The following is a 16,105-nucleotide window of genomic DNA, read 5'->3' on the forward strand; positions in this document are numbered from 1 at the left end:
GATAGAAGCCGGAACCCCCGACCCCACCAGGGCCGGGGGTTCCCGCCATTTCACCCACCCGACGCCGCGTGCATCACCCGGCGGGCCGACGTCGAGCCGAGCAGATCCTCGAGGCTGACGAGCCGTCCGGTGGCATCCGTCAGCGGCACCCGCCAGTTCGGATACTCATCCGACGTACCCGGCATGTTAACCGGGCGCCGATCACCCACCAGATCCGACACCGACACCGCCACGAGCAACGACGGCGCGGCAGCCACGAAACGGTGCAACGCCACGACCAGGTCAGCCGGCGAGTCACCCTCGAGAAGGTCCCGCTCGCGCACCGCCTCGCGGAACGCCTCGATCTCCGCCTCCGCGGACCGGCGCTCCTCGTCGACGTCACCGGTGAGCTGCCCGAGCTCCTCGCGAACATCCACGTGTACGAGATCGACGTAGCCGGCCGTCGGGGGAAGATCATGCGTCGTCACCGACGCCATACACAGGCGGCGATACTCCTCCGGCGGAACCGGCTCGTCGTCACGCTTCTCGAACCACATCACCGACGTACCCAACACCCCGAGATCGGACAACGTCTCCCGCCCCCCCGGAGCCACCGTGCCCAGGTCTTCACCGACCACCACGGCGCCGGCCCGCGTGGCCTCCAACGCGAGGACACCGAGCATGGCCTCGTGGTCATACCGGACATACGTCCCCTCGGTGGGCGGAGCGCCCTCAGGAATCCACCACAGGCGGAAGAGCCCGAGGATGTGATCGATACGCACCCCACCGGAATCCCGGAGCGCGGCGCGAACGATGTCGCGGAATGGCGCGTAACCCTCCTCCGCCAGAGCATCCGGTCGCAGCGGCGGCTGCGACCAGTCCTGACCCAGCTGGTTGTACGCATCCGGCGGCGCGCCCACCGAGACGCCGCGGGCGAGCGACCGGTTCAGAGACCACGCATCCGCCCCGGTCGGATGGACGCCGACCGCCAGATCGTGGAGGACGCCCAGCCGCATACCGGCTCCGACCGCCTCGCTCTGCGCAAGCCCCCGCTGCTGCGAGACCTGCCACTGCAACCACTCATGGAAACGGACCTCCTCCGCGTGCTCGGTGGCAAAGCGCGCGACGGACTCCGAGTCCGGATCCCTCAGCTCCTCCGGCCACTCGCTCCAGTCAGGCCCGTGCTCGCCGGCCAGTGCGCACCACGTGGCGAACCCCCTCAGCCCCGGCTGTTCGACGGCGAACCGGTCGAACGACTCAGAGCGTCGCGGCGAGAGCGGAACGGCGAAGAGGAGGCGCAGTGCCTCCAACTTCGCGGACCACGACGCGTCCCGGTCGATGGTGTCCTTCTCATTGGATTCCGCTGCCTCCCGCGCGAGCGCATCGACCCGCGCGCGATCAGCGGCGGGTAGCTCCGCGTACTCGGGCACCAGCTCCGGACGTAGGTACAGGGGAGAGGCGAAACGGCGGGTCGTCGGCAGGTACGGCGACGGACCGACCGGCGGGTACGGCTCGCCGGCATGCATCGGATTGACCAACACGAAATCCGCGCCCGTCTCCCGGCCGGCCCAGCCGCAGAGGTCGCCGAGGTCGGCGAGATCCCCGACGCCCCACGACTGCCGCGAACGCACCTGATAAATCTGCGCGGCCAGGCCGACGGCCCTGCGCTCTTTCAGGCCGCGGGGGACCGGGATCGTCGGCGGGTAGACGAGCAGGGTGCACTCACTCGACTCGGGTTCGCGGTCCGGAACCTCCACCACGGCGGAGACGCGATGCCATCCCGCGGGCAGCGCGGCCGGCACCTGGAGCGTCACCCGTTCGACTGTGACGCCGTCGACCTCACGGGCTGCCCGCGGCTCATCGAGGGGGAGCAGGGTCACCGGGACATCCGTGTCCTCGAGCAGGACCGACACGGTCACCTTCGCGCCGTGCGGGACATGGACCGGGCACCCTATGGCGGTGCCCTGACGTGCCACCAGAGACGGCGGCAGAACACGCCGCCAGGGGCGCACGCGAACGGCCGCCAGGGCCTCGTGTTCCGAAACGCCGAGCTCGTCGTCGTCGACAGCAACCGGTACGCCCATCGCGGCGAGCACCGCGCGCACAGTGCGGGCGGGGATCTCCCGGTGCACGCCCTGCGCGTCGTCATAACTCGTGGCGACCCCGCACACCTCGGCGAGCTCGGCCAGGACAGGGGAGACGATGTCATTCGCAGTCACGCGGTCCACTGTGCCACCGGCCGCGCAGTCGACGCGCCGGTCGACGGAAACGGACCACACTCCGCGAAGCGCGGCCGCACCACGTAGCCTGACGGAACACGAACCTGTTCGCCCAGAGAAAGAGCGTGGCCCACCCATGACCGAGGCATTCATCTACGACGCCATCCGGACACCGCGAGGTAAGGGCAAGCCCGGCGGTGCCCTACACGGGGTCAAGCCGATCGACCTGGTGGTCGGCCTCATCGAGGAGACGCGCCGTCGGTTCCCCGATCTCGACGAGAACCGCATCTCGGACATCATCCTCGGCATCGTCACCCCCCTCGGTGACCAGGGGATGGACCTGCCCCGCATCGCGGCCCTGGCCGCCGGCATGCCCGACACGGTCGCCGGCGTGCAGATCAACCGCTTCTGTGCCTCCGGGCTGACGTCCATCAACATGGCCGCCCAGAAGATCCGCTCCGGATGGGACGAGGTCGTCTTCGCCGGTGGGGTGGAGTCCATGTCCCGCGTCCCCATGGGCACCGACGGTGGCGCCTGGGCGATGGACCCCGCCACCAACTACGACACCTACTTCTCGCCCCAGGGCATCGGCGCCGACCTCATCGCCACCCTCGAGGGCTTCACCCGCGAGGACGTGGACCGCTACGCCGAGCGCTCGCAGCGACTCGCCGCCCGGGCCTGGGAGGAGGGCCGGTTCGCCAGGTCGGTCGTGCCCGTCAAGGACATCAACGGCATCACCATCCTCGACCACGACGAACACATGCGACCCGGCACCACCGTCGAGGCGCTCGCCGGGCTCAAGCCCTCCTTCGCCATGGTCGGCGACATGGGCGGGTTCGACGCCGTCGCGCTGCAGAAGTACCACTGGGTCGAGGAGATCAACCACGTCCACCACGGCGGCAACTCGTCCGGCATCGTCGACGGCGCCGCCCTCGTCGTGGTGGGCTCCGAGAAGGCCGGGCAGGAGATGGGGATGACCCCGCGCGCCCGGGTCGTCGCCGCCGCGACCTCGGGGGCCGACACCACCATCATGCTCACCGGACCCACGCCGGCGGCCAAGAAGGCGCTCGCCACCGCCGGCCTGACCCCCGACGACATCGACCTGTGGGAGCTCAACGAGGCCTTCGCCTCGGTCGTGCTGCGCTTCCAGAAGGACATGGACATCCCGGACGAGAAGCTCAACGTCAACGGCGGCGCCATCGCCATGGGCCACCCGCTGGGCGCCACCGGGGCCATGATCACCGGCACGGTGCTCGACGAACTCGAGCGCACCGGCGGCAAGCGCGCCCTCATCACGCTCTGCGTGGGTGGCGGCATGGGCGTGGCCACCATCATCGAACGCGTCTGACCCACCGACACCACAGCGATACAGGAGTACAGAACCAGTGAGCGACAACATGTTCCGGTGGGAGCAGGACGGCGACGGCATCGTCACCCTCACCATGGACGACCCCGACCACGGCGCCAACACGATGAACACCCGCTTCATCGACGACTTCTCCGCCACGGTCGACCGCATCGTGGCCGAGAAGGACTCCATCAAGGGAGTCGTCCTCACCTCCGCCAAGAAGAGCTTCTTCGGCGGCGGCGACCTCAAGTCCATGATCAAGGCCGGCCCCGAGCAGGCCGAGGAGCTCTACGAGCGGTCGATGGGTATCAAGGGCCGCATGCGTGCCCTCGAGACCTGCGGCGTGCCCGTCGTGGCCGCGATCAACGGCGCCGCCCTCGGCGGCGGCCTCGAACTCGCGCTCGCGTGCCACCATCGCGTCATGGCCGACGCCCGCGGCGCCAAGGTCGGACTGCCCGAGGTCACCCTCGGCCTGCTGCCCGGCGGCGGCGGCATCGTCCGCACCGTCCGGATGTTCGGCCTCGCCCAGGCCGTGCCCAACATCCTCATGTCCGGCCGTTCCTTCGCGCCCGACAAGGCCCTCAAGGCCGGGCTGGTCGACGAGGTCGTCGAGCCCGAGAAGCTCATCGACGCCGCCAAGGCATGGCTCGCCACCGACCCCGAGCCCACCCAGCCGTGGGACCGCAAGGGCTGGACTCTGCCCGGCGGCACGATCGACGACCCCGCGCTGGCGGGCGTCCTGCCGTCTTTCCCCGCCAACATGCGCAAGCAGACCAAGGGCGCGCCCGCCCCTGCGCCGCGCGCCATCATGGCCGCCGCCGTCGAGGGCTCCCAGGTCGACTTCGCCACCGCCGAGAAGATCGAGGCGCGCTACTTCGTCTCCCTCGTCACCGGCCCCATCGCGAAGAACATGATCCAGGCGTTCTTCTTCGACATGCAGCACTGCTCCTCCGGCGGCGCCCGCCCGAAGGCGGCCGACGGCTCCGAGATCCCGCGCACCCGGTTCACCAAGGTCGGCGTCCTCGGCGCGGGCATGATGGGCGCCGGCATCGCCTACGTCTGCGCCAAGGCCGGCATCGAGGTCGTCCTCAAGGACGTCGAGCAGGCCTCCGCCGACAAGGGGAAGGCGTACTCCGAGAAGCTCGAGGCCAAGGCCCTCGAGCGGGGCCGAACCACGCAGGAGAAGTCCGACGCGCTGCTGGCCCGCATCACCCCGACCACAGACCCGCAGGCGCTCGCCGGCTGCGATCTGGTGATCGAGGCGGTGTTCGAGTCGCCCGATCTCAAGAAGAAGGTCTTCCAGGAGATCGAGGACATCGTCGCGCCCGACGCGCTGCTCGGCTCCAACACCTCGACCCTGCCGATCACCGACCTGGCCACCGGCGTCAAGCGGCCGGAGGACTTCATCGGCCTGCACTTCTTCTCGCCCGTCGACAAGATGCAGCTCGTCGAGATCATCTGCGGGGAGAAGACCACGCCGGAGACGCTGGCCAAGGCCATCGACCTGACGCTGCAGATCCGCAAGATCCCGATCGTCGTCAACGACTCGCGAGGCTTCTACACCTCCCGCGTCATCGGCACCTTCGTCAACGAGGCGATCGGCATGCTCGACGAGGGCATCGAACCGTCCACCATCGAGCAGGCCGGCCGGATCGCCGGCTACCCGGCGGCGCCGCTGCAGCTCTCCGACGAGCTGAACCTCAACCTCATGGTCAAGATTCGTCAGGCCACCCGCGAGGCCGAGGAGGCCGCGGGCAGGGAGTACGTGCCCACCTCCTCCGACCGCGTCGTCCTCAAGATGGTCGAGGAGCTCCAGCGGTCCGGGCGCGCCGCCGGCGCCGGATTCTACGAGTACGCCGACGGCAAGCGCGGCGGACTGTGGCCGGGCCTGCGGGAGGCGTTCAACACCTCTCCCGACAACGCCCCGCCGCTGCAGGACCTGATCGACCGCATGATCTTCGCCGAGGTGCTCGAGACGCAGAAGTGCGTTGACGAGGGCGTGATCACCGACGACGCCGACGCCAACATCGGCTCGATCATCGGCATCGGGTTCCCGGCGTGGACCGGCGGCACCCGCCAGTACGCCAAGAACTACTCGGAGCCGGGCGCCAAGGAGGCCTCGGGCTACAAGGGTTTCGTCGCTCGCGCGGAGGAGCTGGCCGCGAAGTACGGCGAGCGCTTCGCTCCGACCGAGTCGCTGAGGAAGCTGGCGGCAGACCAGGGCTGACGCCCGCATCCCACCGGCTCAGGCTGTCGTCCACCCCCGTTCGCCGTCCCCTCGAAGGGCACGGCGGGCGGGGGTGTCGCGCATGCACCTAGACCCTCTGCCCGCCGCGGCGTGAAACGCGAGCAGGGGCGCTACGAACTGCCGGCCACCGACAACTTCACCGCCTTCATCACCCAGCCCGCAGGCTGGCAGGTGCCAGTCGACGAGCAGAAGGTCGCCCAGTTCAGCTACAACCACCTGCCCGAGGGCTCGCCGGAGCTGCGCTTCGGCGGGCTGAAGCCGACCGGCGATCTACCCGCGGCGGTGAACTTCCCGCTCGCGAAGTCGGCCGCGACCGCCGATCCGAGGCAGTCCTGCCCGATCGCCTCCGACACCCAGACCTACGACATGGAGGAGGTCGGGTACGCGAGCCGCGGCGTGCCCGCCGACCTCGCGGCCCGCGACGACTACGCGGGCTGCGGCATCCTGCTCCTGGGCGACAACGTCGGCGACGACCTGAGCCTGAACCAGCCCGTCAAGGACCTCTACGCCGACGCGAACGGTCCCGTGCGTGCCATCCCCGGTAACCACGACATGGACTTCGACGCGGCCGACGCCACCCACTCCGTCGACACCTATCGCCGCGACTTCGGCGCGCCGTACTACTCCTACGAAGTGGGCGACACCCACTTCGTGGGTCTGTTCAACATCGTCTACAACGGTCAGAAGGCCGACGGGTCCAACGGCGGCTACGCCGAGGCCCTCACGCAGGAGCAGCTCGACTGGCTGCGTAACGACCTGCAGCACGTGGAGCGTCAGAAGAACATCGTCGTGGCCGCGCACGCGCCGATCGTGGACTACCGCGGTGTCACGACCGACAACGCGAGTGCGCTGTACGAGATCCTGGCCGATTATCCCAACGCGGTGACGGTGGGCGGTCACACCCACACGCTGGAGCATCTGTTGGCGGGTGACTCCAGGCAAGAGTGGATCGATGCCGGGATCCCCGAGTTGACCCACGACCAGCTCGTGGCCGGCGCGGTCTCCGGCTCGTGGTACTCCGGCGAGCTCAATGAGAACGGCGTCCCCTACTCGTACACGTCCGACGCCGCCGAGCCCGGTGTCTTGACCATCGAGTTCGACGGACACGAGCGCTCCGAGTACTACACCGTGCGTAACGAGTCGGCCGACCGCCAGTTCTTGACAGGGATCAACAGCCCCGCGTGGCGGGAGTGGGCCGAGGCCTACCAGCAGTGGAAGGACGACGGGGAGCAGGGTGAGGCTCCGGCTCCCGTGGCGACCGACTCCGTCAGCACCGCGGACGTGAGCACGGGCGCGGCGTGGCTGGCGGCCAGCTTCTTCGGCGGATCCACGGACGCCAGCGTCCGGGTGTCCGTCGACGGGGGCGAGCCCGTCGCCGCCGAGCACACCCAGCCGGCGGCCGGCGAGGCCCTCAACGTGGGCTGGGAGTACACCGAGACCGTCTCGGGGACCCACAACCTCATCGCCGACGCCGCACTGGGCCGGTCGAGCTCGCACCTGTGGCGGATCGCGCTGCCCTCCGATCTCGAGCCGGGCGAGCACACCGCCCGGGTCTCGGCGACGGACCGGTACGGACGTGAGCACAGGACGTCGTTCGCCTTCACGGTGACGGGCTGAACGTTCGGTGGAGTTCTCCTCTGGCGGCGAGGCCACGGCCCCGCCGCCGAGGGGTGCGGATCCGCTGACACCGCGCCTGGGCGGACCTCAGCCGCGCTCGGACGCGATCCGCCCCATCCGTGAGAATGCCTCGGAGAGAAGTTCGTCGGAGCAGGCGAAGTTCACGCGGGCGAAGCCCTTGCCCTGAGGTCCGAACGCCGGGCCCGGGCTCAGCGCGACCCGACCCTCGTCCAGGAACGCGGCGGCAGGGTCGTCGCCGAGGCCCGGGTACCCGCGCAGATCGATCCACGCGACGAACCCCGCGTCAGGCCGCCGCCACCGCGCGCGGGGCAGATGCTCGGCCAGCAACCGCTCCATGAGGTCGAGATTCGACGCGAGGGCGGCCCGCATGTGGTCGAGCCAGTCGAGTGACTCGGTGAGCGCGGCCTCGGCGGCGAGGGCGCCGAAGTGCCCCACCGCGCCGGACAGCGCCGAACGGGGAACCGCGAACTTCTCCGGATTGCCGTTGACCACGAACGCGCACTTCAACCCGGCGAGGTTGAACGCCTTGGACGCCGATGAGATCGCCAGCCCCACCTCGCGCGCGGTCTGCGAGACCGCCAGGAACGAGACGAAGTCCACGCCGGGCATGGCCAGGGGCGCCCAGATCTCGTCCGAGACCACCACCGCGTCGTGCCGGGCGGCGATCCGGGCTAGCTCGGCCAACTCCGCACGCGAGTGGAGGACGCCCGTGGGATTGTGCGGGTGACTGAGCAGAACGGCCCGGGCTCCACCCGCCAACGCCTGCTCGATTCCCGCCAGATCCAGTTGCGGGTCCTCGCCGTCGTGACCGATCAACGGCACCGCGACCGGTGACATCCCCACGCGCCGAATCCACGGCCCGAACGGCATGTACACCGGCGGCGTGTACACGACACCGCTCCCGGCCGGCAGGATGCGCGCCAGCGACTCGCGAACGCCGACCCCCACATCGTTGACCGGGATCACGGCGTCCTCCGGCACGTCGTACCCGAAACGCGAGTAGTACCGGGCGCACACCCCGGCCAGCCGCTCGATCTCCGTGAAGTACCCGGTGTCCCCGTCGGCGACGGCGGCCGCGAGTCGATCCCGGATCGCGGGGGCCAGCAGGACGTCGGTCTCGGCGACGAACAGCGGCAGCACGTCCTCCGGGTACGCCTGCCACTTCTGGCTGCGGCGCCTGCGCAGGACGGACTCGGGGACATCCAGAGGGAACGGCACGTGGGGCATCCTTCTCATCCGGGGGCACGCGGAACCACCAGGCTACTCAGCCGTCGCGGCCGCGATCGTCAGCTCCCGGGAAGGATCCCCGGCGCCACCCATACGTCGGCATCCGGGGACTGCCTGCCGAGCGGCATCATCGTGGAGTAGGCGGTCCCGGATCCGGTGGGGATGACGATGCCGCCGGAGGTGTAGTCCCAGCCCATCTCGTAGGCGACGCGGTAGCCGGCCTGATAGGCGGCCCCGGCCCAGGGGTCCGACGAGCCGTGCCACATGTCGGTGAGGAGGGAGAACCGGCGAAGTTCGGCGACGGATCCATCCGGGGCCACCTGCCAACACCGCACACCCGCCAGGTTCCAGTAACCGTCGCACCAGGTGGGGGAGTCCGCCGGGGCCCGCGAGACCACACGCATGACATTCGGTCCCGGCTCCCAGAACCCCGGCTGGTCCGGGCCGGTCGTGGACTGGGTGTCAACGTACCGCGCGTCGGCCGGGATCGGCGCGGGCGGCGGAAAGGGCGCCCGCCATGTGTCCAGGGGATGGGCCCCGGTCTGCTGCGCCGAGGCTGCGGGCACCAGACCCGTCATGAGGGCGAGCGCGGCGGTCATCACCGCGATGAGGCGGGCGGTGACGCGGAATGTGACGCGGCAGGACATGCGCACAGTCCATCACGGCCGAGGCGCCCTCACAGGTCGAACGCCTGCACGTGAGTACACCGTGACGGGACCGTCACCGCGAATAGCACAGGGGAAACAGCCCGTTCCTACGGTTGCCGTCACGGGGCTCCGAACGAGGGAGCCCACCGGCGGGGAGGGGCCACGCACATGACGCGCTCACGCACGATCGAGAACTGGGATCCGGAGGACCGGCACCAGTGGGAGTCCGGCGGTCGCCGCATCGCCGTGCGCAACCTGTACTGGTCGGTGTTCGCCGAGCACGTGGGGTTCTCGGTGTGGACCCTCTTCGCGGTGATGGTGCTGTTCATGCCGGAGGACGTCTATGGACTCGACGCCCCGGACAAGTTCCTCGTCTCCGCGGTCGTGACCCTCACCGGCGCGTTCCTGCGCATCCCCTACACGCTGGCCACGGCCACGTTCGGCGGTCGCAACTGGACGATGTTCTCCGCGTTCGTCCTGCTCATCCCGGCGGGCGCGATGCTATGGATCATGGCCAACCCGGGCCAGCCGCTGTGGCTGTACCTGGTGGTAGGCGCGCTCGCCGGCCTGGGCGGGGCCAACTTCGCCTCCTCCATGACCAACATCAACGCCTTCTTCCCGCAGCGGATGAAGGGCTGGGCCCTGGGCCTCAACGCGGGCGGCGGCAACCTCGGTGTGGCCACCATTCAGGTGGTGGGCCTACTGGTGATCGCCGCCGCGGGTAACCGCTCGCCGCACTGGGTGATCGCGGTCTACCTCGTGCTGCTGGTCGTGGCCGGGATCGGGGCCGCGCTGAAGATGGACAACCTCGGCCACCAGACCGTCGACGTGGCGAGCATGCGCGACGTGGCCACCGACCGCGACGGCTGGGTCCTGTCGCTGCTCTACATCGGTACCTTCGGCTCGTTCATCGGCTTCAGCTTCGCGTTCGGCCAGATGCTCACCATGACGTTCACCGGCAACGGGCAGTCACCGGCCGACGCCGCGCTCCACGCCGCACAGATCACGTTCCTCGGCCCGCTGCTCGGTTCGCTGACCCGCATGCTCGGCGGGCGCCTGGCCGACCGGTTCGGCGGTGCGCGCGTGACGCTGGTGACGTTCCTCGGAATGGCGGCCACGACGGTCGCGCTGATCGTCACCTCGAGCATGCAGGCCTCGAACGGCGGCAGGCTCTCCGGCGGCGCGCTCGTCCTGTTCTTCGCGGCGTTCCTCACCCTGTTCGCGCTCACGGGGATGGGCAACGCGTCCGTCTACAAGATGATCCCCACCGTCTACGAGGCCCGCAGCAGGGGCCTGGACCTGCCGGAGGCGGCGCGGGCGGCGTGGTCGCGGGCCCACTCGGGGGCGTTGATCGGAGTGGCCGGCGCCGTCGGGGCCTTCGGCGGCTTCCTCATCAACATGACCCTGCGCAGCTCATACCAGTCATCGGGATCGGCGACGGCGGCGTTCGTGGTGTTCACCGTCTTCTACGTGGTGGCGGCCGTGATCACCCGGGCCGTGTACCTGCGCCGCCCGGCCGCCGCGCCCGCGCCGGTGGCCACCGGGACGTCGCCTGTCGGGGCGGCCGGGTCGTCGCGGGTTGGCACGGCCGGCGCCGCGCCGGGTGGGGCTGAGCCGGTGCCCGCCGCGCGCTGATCGCCGCGCGTGTGTCCCCGCCCCCGCCGGGGCGCGGCGAGTGGTCACAAGTGCCGGTCTGCGCGTGTGCCGACCTGGGACGACGTGGTCGGGTTCGACCACTCGCCGGCAGGCCGCGGGGGCGGGGCGACGAGAAACGACGAGGACGACGACGAGGAGAACACCATGACGAGCGTTGATACCGCCCGGGTGACGCCGGACCGGCCCCGGGTGCAGGATGCCGAGGGGCCCGGTCACACGCACTGCCCGTACTGCGCGCTGCAGTGCGCGATGAGCGTCACGCCCACCGCGGGCAGGGCCGCCGAGGTGACGCCCGAGTGGTTCCCCACCAACCGGGGCGGACTGTGCCGCAAAGGCTGGACCGCCGGCGAGCTCCTCGACCACCCGGACCGGCTCACCACGCCGCTCATCCGTCGCGACGGCCGCCTCGAGCCCTGCGACTGGGACACCGCACTGGACCGGGTCGTCGACGGCATCCGACGCGCGCAGGCCGCAGGCGGGCCGGACGGCGTAGCGGTTTTCGGTGGCGGCGGACTCACCAACGAGAAGGCCTACCAGTTGGGCAAGTTCACCAGACTCGCGCTGGGCAGCAGGCTCATCGACTACAACGGCCGCTGGTGCATGTCCTCGGCCGCCGCGGCCGCCAACCGCAGCTTCGGCCTCGACCGCGGCCTGCCGTTCCCCGTCACCGACCTCTCGGGCGCCCGGGCCGTCCTGCTCATCGGCGCCAACCCCGCCGACACCATGCCCCCGTTCCTCCAGCACCTCGACACCGCGGCCGCGGCGGGCGGGCTCATCGTGGCCGACCCCCGGCTCAGCGCGACCGCGCGGCACGCCCTCGACGGGGGCGGTGTGCACCTGCGCCTGCGCCCCGGCACGGACGCGGCCCTCGCGCTGGGGCTGCTGCACCTCGTCGTCGTCACCGGGGCCGCCGACACGCGGTATCTCGCCGCCCGCACCACCGGATTCGAGGACGCGTGGGCGCACGCCGCCGCATGGCTGCCGGAGCGCACCGAGCGCGTCACGGGGGTCTCCGTCGCCCTCCTCGAGCGGGCGGTGCGGCTCCTCGCCGACGCCCGCGACGCCGGAGCCGGCAGCTACATCCTCACCGCCCGGGGCGCCGAACAGCACGCCGACGGCACCTCCGTAGTGGGAGCGGTGATCGCGCTGGCACTCGCGTTGGGCCTGCCCGGTCGGCCCGGCACCGGCTACGGCACGCTCACCGGGCAGGGCAACGGGCAGGGCGGCCGGGAACACGGCCAGAAGGCCGACCAACTCCCCGGGTACAGGATGATCACCGACCCCGACGCCCGCGCCCATGTCGCCGCCGTGTGGGGCGTGGACCCTGAACAGATCCCCGGCCCCGGGGTGTCGGCGTTCGAACTGCTCGACTCGCTCGGACAACCCGGCGGACCCACCGCCATGCTCCTGCACGCCTCCAATCCGGTGGTCTCCGCGCCGGACGCCGACCGCGTCGCCGAGCGGCTACGCGCACTGGACACGCTGGTCGTGGCCGATTTCGTCCTGTCGGAGACCGCGGCGCTGGCGGACGTCGTCCTGCCCGTGTCGCAGTGGGCCGAGGAGGAGGGCACGCTCACCAATCTCGAGGGTCGCGTCCTGCGGCGCCGCCGGTCGATCACCCCGCCGGACGGCGCGCGCGACGAATTGTGGATCTGGCACGAGCTCGCCCGCCGCCTGGACCGCGGGCCCGAAAATTTCCCGACCGACCCACGCGTGGTGTTCGACGAACTCGCCCGCGCCTCGGCCGGCGGCAAGGCCGACTACTCGGCCATCGACTGGGACCGCCTCGACGCGGGGGAGGTGCTGCACTGGCCGTGCGGCTCCGACTCCCCGGACGGCACCCCGCGGCTGTTCCTGGACGGCTTCGCCACCGCCGACGGCCGGGCCCGCTTCGTGGTCGACGCCCCGCGGACGCCGGCAGAGCCGACCGACGCCGCGTTCCCGCTGCTCGCGACCACCGGGCGGCTGCTCGCGCACTACCAGTCCGGCGCCCAGACCCGCCGGGTGGGCGAGCTCGCCGCGGCCGAGCCGCGGATGTGGGTACAGGTCCACCCCGTCGTCGCCCGCGCGGTCGGGCTGGCCGACGGCGACGCCGCGCGCGTGGTCTCCCGGCGCGGCGCGGTCGAGGCCGAGGTCCGCTGCGACGAGGACATGCGCTCCGACACCCTCTTCCTGCCGTTCCACTTCGCCGGCAGCGGGCGGGCCAACCTGCTCACCCTGCCCGAGCTCGACCCGCACAGCCGGATGCCCGAGTTCAAGGTGTGCGCGGTGCGGCTGGAGGCGGCGTGAGCGCGGAGGTGGGGCCGGGACGCACGGTGCCGGGCACGCCGCCCGGTCCGACGGGGCCGCAGGTGCGGCGCCACGTGGTGATCGTCGGCGCGGGGATGGCCGCCGCGCGCCTCGCCGAGGAACTGCGCGCGGGCGAGCCCGACCCGACGCGCCTGTCGATCACCGTGATCGGCGCCGAGGCGGAGGAGCCGTACAACCGCATCATGCTCTCCCACGCCGCCGCGGCGTCCGGGGCTGCCGGGGCGTCCGGGGCTGCCGGTGGCGCGACCCCGGTCGCGCGGCTCAAGCCCGCCGGGTGGTGGGAACGCCACCACATCGCCCTGCACACCTCCACACATGTCACGGCGATCGACCGCGTCACGTGCGAGGTCGAGCTCGCGGGCGGTGCGAGGACCGGCTACGACCACCTCGTCCTGGCCACCGGCGCCGCGCCCCGCATCCCGCCCGTCGACGGCATCCGCTCATCGGACGGCGGTCTCGCGCCCGGTGTGTTCACTCTCCGGGACGCCGCGGGTCAGAGAAAGCTGACTGCCCATCTCGCCGCCCACCCGGGGCCCGTCGCGATCGTCGGTGCGGGCTTCATCGGCCTCGAGGTCGCCTGCGCACTGGCCGCGGCCGGGCACGACGTCGTCGTCGTCCACCCCCGCGCCTGGCCCATGAACGGCTGCCTCGACGCCGGCGCCGGCGCCGTCCTGGTCCGTGCCCTCGCCGCGCTCGGCGTGCGGACGGTGACCGGCGCGCGCGCCACGAGCTGGGACGGGTCGACGTTACGACTCGACGACGGCGAGGTGCACTGCCGCACCGTCGTCCTCACCGCCGGGTCCGCGCCCCGGACGGACCTCGCGCGCGACGCCGGCCTGGAGGTGGGCCACGGCGTGGTCGTCGACGACGAGCTCGCGACCAGCGATCCCGCCATCAGCGCAATCGGCGACTGCGCCCAGCACCGGGGCGTCGTCAGCGGCCTGGTGGCCCCGGCGTGGGACCAGGCCGTCGTGCTGGCCGCGCGGCTCGCCGGCACCGATCCGCACGCCCGGTACGTCGGCGGTACGCAGGTCACCAGACTCAAGGCGCACGGGCTCGACGTGGTCGCGCTGGGCGAGCTCGCGGAGGACGTGTACGGCTCGGCGGGCGGCGACGACGAGCCCACCGAGGTCACGACGCTGAGCGAACCCGCGCGCGGCCGCTACGCCCGCGTCGACGTGGTGGCCGGCCGCGTGGTGGGAGCCGCACTGATCGGCCACCCGGAACCGGTCGGCACTCTCACACAGTTGTACGAGAACGCCCTACCCGTGCCGGACGACGTCGTGTCGGTGATCCTGGGGCGCGCGGAGGCGGTGGCCGCGCAGACGCCGTCCACCATGCCCGCCGCCGCGGTGGTGTGCCGGTGCAACGGCGTCAGCAAGGGCGACCTCGTCGCGGCATGGACCGACGGCGCCCGTGACCGCGACGCGCTGGCCGAGAGCACCCGCGCCGGGACGGGCTGCGGCGGGTGTTCGGCCGCGGTCGAGGGGATCTGCGGATGGCTCGCGGCGGCCGGGTAGGGCGCGGCGGAGAACTCCCCGGATCAGAAGAGGAGAACTGGGATGAACCCAGCGACCGGCGGGCGGCGAAACACCCCGGCAACAGAGATCGGCCATGATGAGGGAGTGACCGATTCCGACGTGACCTCCGCCGGCCCCGATCTCCCGCTCCTCGGGCGTACGGTCGCCGTCACCGCCGCCCGGCGTGCCTCTGAGCAGCGCACCCTGCTCGAGCGTCGCGGCGCGACCGTCCTGCACGCGCCGGCCATGCACATGATTCCCATCGCCGAGGACACCGTGGTGCGTGAGGCCACCGAGCGACTGCTGGCCGCGCCCGCCGACCTCATGGTGCTCACCACCGCCGCCGGGGTGCGTTGGTGGTTGCAGGTGTGCGAGGAGTGGGGCCTGGCCGGGGAACTGCTCGAGCTGATGGCACGGATCCCGCTGTACTCGCGCGGTCCCAAGACGACCGGGGCGATCCGGGCCGCCGGCCTGCGTGAGCACGCCTCCGCCGTCAGCGAGGCCAGCCCGGAGCTGCTGGAGATGCTGCTCGAGCGGGGAGTCGCGGGTCTGACGATCGGCGTGCAGGTGCAGGGTGCGGGTTCCGGCTGGAACCCCATGGCCCCCCTGCTCGACGGCCTGCGGGACGCGGGCGCCGACGTGATCGAGGTGCCCGTCTACCGCTGGGAGCTACCCGAGGATCTCGCGGCGCTCGACGAGCTGGTCACGACAATCGCCCGTCACGGAGTCGACGGCGTGACGTTCACCGCGGCGCCGGCGGTCGTGGCCGTGCTCGCGCGGGCGGACGCGCTCGGGCTGTTCGACGACCTGCTCGACGCGCTGCGCGGCCCGGTCGCCGCCCTGTGCGTGGGCCAGGTGACCGCGGCCCCGCTGGCCGACCTGGACGTGCCGTTCACCTGCCCTGATCGGATGCGCCTGGGTTCGCTCATGCGGCACACCACCGACGAGCTCGCCGCCCGGACGGCGCCGATCGGCGTGGCCGGGCACGAGCTGACCGTGTGCGCGGCGGCGGTGCTGGTCGACGGCCGACCGGTCGAGGTGACGCCGGCCCAGCTCGCGCTGGTGCGCGCGCTCGCGCGTCGGCCGGGGGCGTGCGTGAGCCGGGACGAGCTTCTCGCGGCTCTGCCCGGAGACGGCACGGACCCGCACGCGGTGGAGACCGCGATGGGTCGACTCCGCCGGGCGCTCGGTGTGCCGGACCTGGTGACGACCGTCGTCAAGCGCGGTTACCGACTCACCATCTGAGCGAACGCGGCGGGCGGGCCCGGGCGAGGCGGCGGCGCGCGGGCGGCCGGCAGCGGGGGTGGTTTGGC

General features: G+C 71.6%; 10 protein-coding genes. 7 read left to right on the forward strand and 3 right to left on the reverse strand.

Translation table 11 applies throughout. The annotated features are described in order from the left end of the window. Nucleotides 1-50: 50 nt before the first annotated feature. Nucleotides 51-2,198 (reverse strand): 4-alpha-glucanotransferase, encoded by a 2,148-nt coding sequence (gene malQ, locus DCI01S_RS11290; protein ID WP_244881704.1) that lies wholly within the window; start codon nucleotides 2,196-2,198, stop codon nucleotides 51-53. Between the two features lie 136 nt (nucleotides 2,199-2,334). On the opposite strand from malQ, the gene DCI01S_RS11295 reads away from it, so the two are divergent. From DCI01S_RS11295 to DCI01S_RS11305, 3 genes are all read left to right on the forward strand, one after another. Beyond that, complete coding sequence (locus DCI01S_RS11295; protein WP_007632224.1) at nucleotides 2,335-3,546, forward strand: acetyl-CoA C-acetyltransferase; 1,212 nt, start codon at nucleotides 2,335-2,337, stop codon at nucleotides 3,544-3,546. 37 nt (nucleotides 3,547-3,583) lie between these two features. Then, nucleotides 3,584-5,773, forward strand: a complete 2,190-nt coding sequence (locus DCI01S_RS11300; RefSeq protein ID WP_061229317.1) for a 3-hydroxyacyl-CoA dehydrogenase NAD-binding domain-containing protein — start codon at nucleotides 3,584-3,586, stop codon at nucleotides 5,771-5,773. Between the two features lie 111 nt (nucleotides 5,774-5,884). Beyond that, complete coding sequence (locus DCI01S_RS11305; RefSeq protein ID WP_244881705.1) at nucleotides 5,885-7,411, forward strand: calcineurin-like phosphoesterase C-terminal domain-containing protein; 1,527 nt, start codon at nucleotides 5,885-5,887, stop codon at nucleotides 7,409-7,411. Nucleotides 7,412-7,498: 87 nt separating this feature from the next. Here the strand turns inward: DCI01S_RS11305 and DCI01S_RS11310 are convergent, their stop codons facing one another. Continuing rightward, complete coding sequence (locus DCI01S_RS11310; protein ID WP_232303138.1) at nucleotides 7,499-8,659, reverse strand: MalY/PatB family protein; 1,161 nt, start codon at nucleotides 8,657-8,659, stop codon at nucleotides 7,499-7,501. Between the two features lie 59 nt (nucleotides 8,660-8,718). Further along, the gene (locus tag DCI01S_RS11315; protein WP_061229318.1) at nucleotides 8,719-9,306 is read right to left on the reverse strand and encodes a hypothetical protein; all 588 of its coding nucleotides are present in this window, start codon (nucleotides 9,304-9,306) and stop codon (nucleotides 8,719-8,721) included. A 168-nt stretch (nucleotides 9,307-9,474) separates the two neighbouring features. Here DCI01S_RS11315 and DCI01S_RS11320 point away from each other — a divergent pair, with 168 nt between their 5' ends. From DCI01S_RS11320 to DCI01S_RS11335, 4 genes are all read left to right on the forward strand, one after another. Continuing rightward, nucleotides 9,475-10,941: a nitrate/nitrite transporter gene (locus tag DCI01S_RS11320; protein ID WP_082767761.1), complete on the forward strand. Its 1,467-nt coding sequence runs from the start codon at nucleotides 9,475-9,477 to the stop codon at nucleotides 10,939-10,941. 66 nt (nucleotides 10,942-11,007) lie between these two features. Further along, nucleotides 11,008-13,251 carry a molybdopterin oxidoreductase family protein gene (locus DCI01S_RS11325; protein WP_371412116.1) on the forward strand — a complete coding sequence of 748 codons (2,244 nt, stop codon included), beginning with the start codon at nucleotides 11,008-11,010 and terminating at the stop codon, nucleotides 13,249-13,251. After that, nucleotides 13,248-14,792, forward strand: a complete 1,545-nt coding sequence (locus DCI01S_RS11330) for an FAD-dependent oxidoreductase (protein WP_244881706.1) — start codon at nucleotides 13,248-13,250, stop codon at nucleotides 14,790-14,792. Before DCI01S_RS11325 ends, DCI01S_RS11330 begins: the two co-directional genes overlap by 4 nt. A gap of 105 nt (nucleotides 14,793-14,897) precedes the next feature. Then, the gene (locus tag DCI01S_RS11335; RefSeq protein WP_244881707.1) at nucleotides 14,898-16,037 is read left to right on the forward strand and encodes a uroporphyrinogen-III synthase; all 1,140 of its coding nucleotides are present in this window, start codon (nucleotides 14,898-14,900) and stop codon (nucleotides 16,035-16,037) included. Nucleotides 16,038-16,105: the final 68 nt, after the last annotated feature.

Origin of the sequence: Dietzia cinnamea NBRC 102147 (assembly GCF_001571065.1) — a bacterium.
GTDB lineage: Bacteria > Actinomycetota > Actinomycetes > Mycobacteriales > Mycobacteriaceae > Dietzia > Dietzia cinnamea.